Origin of the sequence: Micromonospora sp. DT81.3 (assembly GCF_049847225.1) — a bacterium.
GTDB lineage: Bacteria > Actinomycetota > Actinomycetes > Actinomycetales > Microbacteriaceae > Microbacterium.
Window position 1 is genome coordinate 1 of sequence record NZ_JBNCNY010000029.1, and the last position, 5,367, is coordinate 5,367.

A 5,367-nucleotide genomic window follows, 5' to 3' on the forward strand; every position below is an offset into this window, starting at 1 on the left:
GCTCCTGGATCCGCACTTCCGGCGCGAGACCCGCATCACGCGCGCGCGTCATGAGGCGGGTCGCGGTGCTCTGGCTGACCTTGAGGGTGTCGGCGACGAGCTTGAGCGGGGGGTAGCTGATTGCTGTCGCGACGCGATAGACGGCGATAGCGGCGTACAGGGACTGCAAGGGTTCGCGCTCCTCCTGCGCGAGCACGCGACTGAGGAACTCTCGCACCGGGATGCGGTCGCGATCGCCGACACCCTCCCTACCGACGTCGACCGTGACAACCTCGAGCGCCGACCTCGTCATGATCCAATGCGTGCGCACCTCGCGGAGCATCTGGCTGGTGATGTCGACGCCCTGCGCCTCGCGCTCAAGGGCGGCGAACACGACGGCAGTGCGGCCGAGCGCAGCATCCCACTCCACGCGCACGGTGATCGTGCCGGGCACGTCCTGCTCCCCCGAGACGCGCGCATGCCAAGACTTCGGCAGGGTTACGCAGCTTCCGAGCTCGATGCGTTCGTTGCTGATGTCATATGCCTGGACGTCTGCCATAGAGCCCACTATTCCAGGTCGCCGCCGATTCGCGAAGAAGAGTGTCGATCTTGGCTCACATATGTGGTACCGTTCGACGAAGGGAGACTGACACTGTTGGCTCAAGAAATGGAACGGCTATGAATCACTCACCGGATCACCTTGCTCTCACAATGAAGGATGCCGCCAAGCTCGTCGGCGTCGACTACCGCACAATCAAGCTCGGCATCGAAAGCGGCACCATTCCCACGGTCCAGCTCGGCCCGCGCCGAATGATCCCCCGCGTCCCATTGCTGCGCGTGTTTGGCATCAACCCCTGAGGGCCGCGCAAGGGGCCCCACCAAATAGGCGGGCCGACATCCTTGACGCTCGCATGGCGAAACGACTAACCGAAGCGAATCAGTCTGATGTCCGGTAGCGGCATTTCCTCAGCCTTTCCGAGCTCAGCGAAGATGAGCTCGCGCAGTACCCGACGAAGTCCAGCAAAGGGCAAGGCGAGCTTGCGGTCCTGTCCGCTCGATGTTCCAGCCGCCGCCGCCAGAGCCGTTCCCATGTCGTGCGACTTGACGCCCGCGTGAACGAACTGCGACCGAGCAGCGTAGGTGGCGGCGAGCCGTTTCTTCAGAATCTGAATGTCCTTTGGCACCCAGTTGGCCATGGGTGTACTGCTCGCCAACCCGTAGCCGTTGAACAACTCTTCGCCGTCGGGTCGTCTCTCGAGCTGCGGCGTGTAGTGATGGACCTCCGTATCCCAGAAGGATGCTGGCAGCCCGTCAACTACGAAGGATATGAATCGGTGCTGAAGTCGGAGGTGTTGCCCCTCCAGAATCTCGTCACGCAGTCTTCCGGCCTGTGCGTCATCCAATCCGAGCGCATCGAACACGGAATCGAAGCGCTCACGGGCAGAGAAGTCCGCCCAAATGGGTACTTGACTATTGAAGTGGGCAGCGAGTGTTTCGATTCCAGCCACGACGAGCGTGTAAGCCGTATTGACGTCTGACGCGTGAAGGAGAGTTGCCGCGTAATGAAGCTCGATGGCGGCACCGACCGCAACCGCGGACTCGCCAGGCAGGCCGCGCAGCAGTCCCGACACGCGCTCCAACTCGCTCTTAACATCAACCTCTATCGGTCCGATAACCTCCGTGTCATTGATGGACGCGGGCATGAAGGTGACGATGTCACTGCCCGCCATGCCGAGCGTGACCTCGTCCGCCGCGACCTGGACTCTTCGATTGCTCACGAAGGTCAGCAGCGCCCCCAGCTCGGAAGCAAGCGCCTGCGCTTCAATGGGGCCTGTCGAGTCGCCTGCATCCATCCAGTGAAGGACCGAAATCGGCGTCGGGTAGGTGCCAAGCGCCTGAGCCGCCGCCGCCGGCACAGCGTCGATGCGAAGGATCGTGTCGTCGAAGTGAAGCGACGAGGGCGCAGTCAACCTATAGATGTGGTTGCTGAACGGCGGTCCGTCGGTGTCGAGCCGCCGGAGGAGTTCGAGGAAGCTACGCATGGCGACATGCTCGCACAGCGGAGGTACCGGCAACCGTGATTGTCCCCGAAGATGATGGCGTGGATGCGTTGGAGTATGCGAAACGCCAGTACTCGGCGGCCCTAGTCCCGGACCTGCTGCGCGCGGAACTCGCGAGGTCGAGTTGCTCCGTCTGCTGGAGTCCCCTCATACGGACGAGCTTCGTTGTGTGCGGCAGATTTGCCCATCCCTACGGCCGCCGACTGCGACTCCAATCCGGGCCGACGCTCATAGAGGTGAGGCGTCCGTTAAACCATTGGTGGCAGGAAGCCACTGAGCAGTACGCCTCAGACCTCGACCATGTCCGCAAGCGGTGCCTTTCGCTCAGCGAGATGACCCAACCGACGAGGTGCCTCTCCGGCAGCCTCCGGGTTCGGAGGTCATTTTGTGGCATCGACAATTCGCTTCGCTCTTTACTGAGCGCGCTGCCACTGAGGCACGCCCTGCAAGATGCTCTCGTCCTCCGTTAGCAAACGCATCCAGGCTGCGAGGCTCGAGGTGCCAGCCACTACCCTCAGACTCATCAATGAACGGAGATCGTATGACCTACTGGCAGACGCCGTCGCCTGCATTCAGCGCTCGGATGGCAGAGTTGTCGGCTTTGTTCTCGGCATGTCGTGATGCCTTCCATGAGACTGCGGACACCTACCACTGGACTCCCGCTCCCGGATCTCCCGCCGCCTCGGATGCCGCCGCGCTACCGTCGCCGGACCCCGCGATTTCGGACCCGCAGGGAGAAACCGGACATCGGTTGATTGCAGAGGTGGTGCAGATCTTCCTCCTCAGTGCTAGTGGGCAAATGGGCGGTCTCGCGAGCCTCTTCAAGGACGGAGAGGTCTTGTTTTCCCCACCCCTCCTCATTCGAGCAGTCATCGAAAACTGCGCCCACGCGGGATGGGTGCTCGGAGAGGACGGCGAATCAGCCGAGGACAGGCTCGCCCGTGTGTACCTCGAAGAACTCAAGAGCGCGGAAGAAGCCAAGAAGAACGCCGGTCGTCTCCGTGGCAAGGTCGACCCGACCTACCTCCGCACCGAGGCCACCTACAAGATGCTCAAGACGCAGATCCTTACTCGATTCTCTGGCGCGACGAAGGCGGACCTCGGTCTATGGAGGTTGAACGGCCAGGAGCTTCCCGGACTCGAAGCTGCGGTGAAGTGGATGTACTCGCTTACTGAAGCCGCGGGCGGCACCATCGATCAGGATGTGGCCTCAGGGATCTACGGCCTTCTTTCCAACCTCACTCACCCCACCCTGTACCCGGTGAGGGAGCAGCGCCAGTGGGTTCACGATGCAGCCACCGGCCACGCCGTCGCACAGCTGCGCGTAGAGGTGAACTCAGTAGAGAACGACGCGCGAGCGGCGCTCGCCGCCTTCTACAACGCTCTCAACTACACGACGTCCTACTTCGGCTGGCCCACGACTGTCTTGACTGCCCTGGAGAAGAAGATCGAAGCGACTATTCCTGATTTCTTCCGTTGAACGCGGCGACGCGCGTTTGGACGTTGTGACGCGCCCGCTTCTTCCCGTGGGAGTATGGCGCCGCGTGCTCGGGGGCGGATCCCTACCCAGGCACCTGGCTCGGATACGTCTTTTCAGCGCGGCTGCTAGGGATCCGGCTGCGAGCATCCGGACGGATGCCGAGTCGGTCCCGTCACGCACTCGCACCAGCTCGACTGATTGAGTCGGCGACCAGCGTTAGCGTGCGCTACGACTCCGGAGGTGCGTGACACGACACCGCAGCGCTGAGCGAAGTTCACCGAGAGTAGCGGCGAATGTGTCGCACGACCTACGTCCTCAGATGGCGCGTCTCTTGCCACCCTGAAGGCCGAGGCGACGCCACCAAGTGCGCGACCGACGTTCTGCTTCCGGCGCTCGATGTCGTCGCTGCTCCTGAGCTGCACGCTCTCGTTCGAGCGCAGCAGCGTGATCATCTCGGTCCTACTCGACGATTGCGACGAACATTGAACCGAGTCCGAAGATCCCCAACTCGAAGCGCCCCCGGACCAAGAACGCCCACGCGAATACAAGTCCGTTCGTCTAGACGCCAATGACAGCGATCACCAGACCGATAAGCGACCCGATGACGCTCCCCTCCACTATGCGCTTGAAGATGCGCTCTCTTCTGCGCACGAATCGGATGGCACGACCATGTTCGATCGCGATCGTCACCAGCAGCAGCGGGAACAGCGCGGAGAGCGCGATACAAGTCGCCGGAGTCATCACAGCCCGAAACTCGCCCCCGTGAACTTGGGTCGATCTTCATCGGCGAGTGGCGGTGGATTGTGGTCGGAGGCCCAGCGTTGAGCGATCGTGTACCCGGGAGGCATCGGGTCGTACGAGATCATGTACTCCGGTGAGAATCCGTCCTCACCCGGTGCGCGAAGTCGACCTGCACGCGTTTCGTCGAGCATTGTCGGCGGATGGTCCGGGTGCGAGAAGATGAAACGGTCGGCCGCGGCGTACGTCGCATCAACGAATGCGTGGCCAAGACCGTCGAACGCGATTCGGTGATCACGCCCCTTCCGTGCGTTTCTGTCGATCAGATCGGGCCCGGGCATGAAGATCAGTCGATGCGGATCGAGCGGAAACATGATGTCCCAGAACCCCGCCGCCAAGAGTTGATTATCATCATCGTGGCCGTTCAAGATCACGAGTGGGCTGTCGGAGGTGATCAGACACGCACCACTGTGTCCGAGACCCCATGATCGCGACTCAAGTACATGAGTCAGTCCACGCATCGCATCAAACATGAAGGCGACGTGAGCCGTCCCGACATGCGGGCCATCCACGCTGCCTGGTAGGTCGATGCCCTCGCGGCCCGCCCACGCTTCGAGTCGCTTCCGTTGCCGAGTCGTCCGTACGATCTGTGCGGCCATGAACCAGGCAAGCGCGAGTCGCATCGCCGGGGGTAGCGGCCATTGCCTGGTGAGCGCATAGGTGGGGTCATCGAGCACGGTTCTCAGGGCAGGCGTCGCGACGCTCTCAATTCGGCCAAGAAACGACTCGACCTCGCGTCGTTCATCTCCGTTCTCGTCGATCCACGTGTAGAAGTCCCGCTCAGCGGCAACGTTCGCGACATTCGTCTTGAACCGGCGACCGGGCTTAGCGACGTCCGCTGCTTCGATATACCACTGCTGTTTCTCACGAACGGCGAAACGTCGTAGCAGCATGCGGGGAACGTGATGATCATTCGGCACAGTCGGCGTAGTCCCCTTCATTGCGCACCCGCGCACCTCGAAGCTACTGCGACGGGTCAAGTCCTTTGAGGTGGTGTACGCGGCGTTCGTGATTCTTCGTGCTGGTTATGCGGTTAGGGCGCGGTAGTCG

Annotated in this window: 6 protein-coding genes; 2 read left to right on the forward strand and 4 right to left on the reverse strand. The window is 62.0% G+C overall.

The features are described from left to right. Positions 1-538: hypothetical protein (locus tag ACPW96_RS23005; protein WP_425886045.1), on the reverse strand; the 538-nt coding region annotated here is incomplete at its 3' end. A gap of 152 nt (positions 539-690) precedes the next feature. Here ACPW96_RS23005 and ACPW96_RS23010 point away from each other — a divergent pair. Further along, on the forward strand, positions 691-837 hold the full coding sequence (locus tag ACPW96_RS23010) for a hypothetical protein (protein ID WP_425886047.1): 147 nt from the start codon (positions 691-693) through the stop codon (positions 835-837). A gap of 65 nt (positions 838-902) precedes the next feature. On the opposite strand, the gene ACPW96_RS23015 is transcribed toward ACPW96_RS23010, so the two are convergent. After that, positions 903-2,021 carry a hypothetical protein gene (locus ACPW96_RS23015; RefSeq protein WP_425886049.1) on the reverse strand — a complete coding sequence of 373 codons (1,119 nt, stop codon included), beginning with the start codon at positions 2,019-2,021 and terminating at the stop codon, positions 903-905. 559 nt (positions 2,022-2,580) lie between these two features. Between ACPW96_RS23015 and ACPW96_RS23020 the strand changes: the two genes are divergently transcribed. Further along, positions 2,581-3,519, forward strand: a complete 939-nt coding sequence (locus tag ACPW96_RS23020; RefSeq protein WP_425886050.1) for a hypothetical protein — start codon at positions 2,581-2,583, stop codon at positions 3,517-3,519. Between the two features lie 558 nt (positions 3,520-4,077). Here the strand turns inward: ACPW96_RS23020 and ACPW96_RS23025 are convergent. Together ACPW96_RS23025 and ACPW96_RS23030 are read right to left on the reverse strand one after the other, a co-directional pair. After that, positions 4,078-4,263 (reverse strand): hypothetical protein, encoded by a 186-nt coding sequence (locus ACPW96_RS23025; RefSeq protein ID WP_425886052.1) that lies wholly within the window; start codon positions 4,261-4,263, stop codon positions 4,078-4,080. Continuing rightward, positions 4,260-5,258 carry a DUF4238 domain-containing protein gene (locus tag ACPW96_RS23030; RefSeq protein ID WP_425886054.1) on the reverse strand — a complete coding sequence of 333 codons (999 nt, stop codon included), beginning with the start codon at positions 5,256-5,258 and terminating at the stop codon, positions 4,260-4,262. The genes ACPW96_RS23025 and ACPW96_RS23030 overlap by 4 nt, the downstream gene beginning before the upstream one ends. Positions 5,259-5,367: the final 109 nt, after the last annotated feature.